Below are 2646 nucleotides of genomic sequence, written 5' to 3'. Positions count from 1 at the left end.
ATCGTCGTCGTCCCGACGTATCGCGACCCCAACGATTCGGAGGCATTGGCCATCCTGCGCCGGGTTTTTCCGGACCGGCGTGTCATCGGGATTGACTCAACGGACCTGATTTGGGGCCTTGGTTCGTTCCACTGCATCAGTCAGCAGGAGCCAGCGTAATGAGATCACGTATGGGCGTGCCGCCAACAGAAAATGTTCGGACGTTCATCGCCATCACCCCGGCGGCCGAATTGGCAAAAAAACTCGAAGCCACTCAAGATGAACTGCGATCCGCACTGCCGGACAATGCCGTCGGCTGGATTAAACCGGAACAGCTTCACATCACACTCAAATTTCTTGGAAACATCCCGGACGTAAAACTGGACGGCGTCGTCGCGGCGGCGAACCGCGCGTGCGACGGCATGGCGTCGTTCAGGCTCACGCTTGAAGGCGTTGGTTGTTTTCCGAACACGAAGGTTCCGCGCGTCATCTGGATCGGCATGGGCGGCGAGTTGGAATTTCTGGAGACGCTTCAGAACCGGATCCAAACGGAAACGGGACGTTTCTGCGAATGCGGCGAGCGACGTGGGTTCCGGCCACACCTGACGATTGGCCGGGTCAAGGTGTCAGGCCGTGCCGCGCGCAAAGTGGGCGAGTCCGTCGAGCGCGTGACGGTCCCTCCTTTGGGCGGATGGATGATCTGCGAGGTTGAGCTGGTGCAAAGCGAACTGTTGTCCGAAGGTCCCCGCTACCGGAAGTTGACTTCGATTATGCTGGCCGGCCAATAGTTCACCGGAATCGCCCGATCGCCAGTTGTCCCGCAATGAACGCTTGACCTCACGGGGGTCATTTGCTTAGCTTCCGCCAATGAATGTGGCAGCGCTGCAGGCTTTGAATCTGGTGGTCGTCGTAGTTGGCGATGCAGCCGTGGCTTGTCGCGCCTGAAGCAATTTCGACAAAAACCCACGGCTGGCAACGGTCGTGGGTTTTTTCTTTGCCCGCGTCGTCACTGGCCGCAAATCACAAATAAAACATGAGTAAAACGACAACTGACACCAAAGCGGCAGAACCCCGCGAACGCGCCGAAGTTGGCCCGACGATGCAGGGCAGCGAAATCCTCGTTGCCGCGCTCGAGCGTGAAGGCGTTGACACCATTTTCGCCTATCCTGGCGGCGCGAGCATGGAACTGCACCAGGCGCTCACGCGATCAAAAAAGATTCGCACGGTGCTGCCAAGGCACGAACAGGGCGGCGCGTTCGCTGCGGAAGGTTACGCGCGGGCGTCGGGGCGCGCAGGCGTATGCATGGCCACCAGCGGTCCGGGTGCGACGAATCTCGTCACCGGCATCGCCGATGCCTACATGGATTCGATTCCCGTCGTGGCCATCACCGGCCAGGTTCCGCAGGCGATGATCGGCAAGGGCGGGTTCCAGGAGACGGACATTTTCGGGCTGACGCTCCCGATTGTGAAGCACAGCTATCTGATTACGGACATCAACGACATTGCCCGGGTCGTCAAAGAAGCGTTTCTCATCGCACAATCGGGGCGCCCCGGCCCGGTGATTATTGATATTCCCAAGAACATTCAGCAACAGAAGGCGCAGCCCGTGTTCCCGACGGAGGTCCATTTGCGCGGATACGCTCCGAACAAAAAGGCGGATGACGTCGCGCTGAATGAAATCATTGGACTGATCGAGAAATCCGAGCGACCGGTGCTTTACTGCGGCGGCGGAATCATCAGCGGCAACGCAAGCGAGGAGCTGCGTCGGTTCGCTGAAGCCACGGGCATTCCCGTCACCACGACCATCATGGGTGTGGGCGCGTTCCCGGAGGCTCATCCCCTTTCACTCCGCTGGCTCGGGATGCATGGCGCCGCCTATGCCAACTGGGCGGTGAGCGGCGAATTCAAAAAGGACGGCGAGCGGGTCGTCAACGTTGCGCCCGGCGCCGACCTGTTGCTTGCTTTCGGCGTGCGGTTTGACGACCGGGTCACCGGCAAAGTGGACAAGTTCTGCGAGACCGGGACAATCGTGCATATCGACGTTGACGCGTCGGAAATCAACAAGAACAAACCGGCTCATTTGCCCCTCGTCAGCGACATCAAATACGCGCTGCACCGGTTGAACGAAATGGTCGGGAAGCGACCGGTTCAAAAACGATTCGCGGTCTGGCATGAGCAGATTGCCGCGTGGAAGGCGAAAGCGCCATTACGTTACCGGGTGACGGAGGAAGTGCTCAAATCGCAGCACATGCGCGATCACATGGGCGGCAGGTCCAGCGAGGTCATCCTGCCCCAGATGGTCATTGAGACTCTGTACGAACTGACCGGGGGTGAGGCGATTCTCACAACCGGCGTCGGTCAGCACCAGATGTGGGCCGGGCAGTACTATCAGTTCAAGTTCCCCCGGCAGTTCCTGACCAGCGCCGGATTGGGCGCGATGGGCTACGGTTATCCGGCCGCGCTGGGAGCGAAGGTCGCGTGCCCGGACAGACAGGTCATTGACATCGACGGCGATGGTTCGTTTCTGATGAACGTGCAGGAACTCGCAACCGCGCACATCGAGAAAATCGCGGCGAAAGCGCTGATCCTGAACAACCAGCACCTCGGCATGGTGGTGCAATGGGAAGACAAATTCTACAAGGGCAATCGAGGGCACACCTATCTCGG

The 2646-nt window shown here is 59.5% G+C and carries 3 protein-coding genes; all 3 read left to right on the top strand.

Annotated elements, in window-relative coordinates:
• Positions 1-159, top strand: a 159-nt coding sequence (locus VN887_05605; GenBank protein HXT39480.1) for an agmatine deiminase family protein, incomplete at its 5' end; no start/stop codon positions are given.
• Positions 159-767 (top strand): RNA 2',3'-cyclic phosphodiesterase, encoded by a 609-nt coding sequence (thpR, locus tag VN887_05600; protein HXT39479.1) that lies wholly within the window; start codon positions 159-161, stop codon positions 765-767. The genes VN887_05605 and thpR, both read left to right, overlap by 1 nt.
• A 311-nt stretch (positions 768-1078) precedes the next feature.
• The coding region (locus VN887_05595; GenBank protein HXT39478.1) for a thiamine pyrophosphate-binding protein at positions 1079-2646 on the top strand (1568 nt) is incomplete at its 3' end.

Origin of the sequence: Candidatus Angelobacter sp. (assembly GCA_035607015.1) — a bacterium.
Lineage (GTDB): Bacteria > Verrucomicrobiota > Verrucomicrobiia > Limisphaerales > AV2 > AV2.
This window is presented reverse-complemented; position numbering and strand designations above follow the sequence as displayed.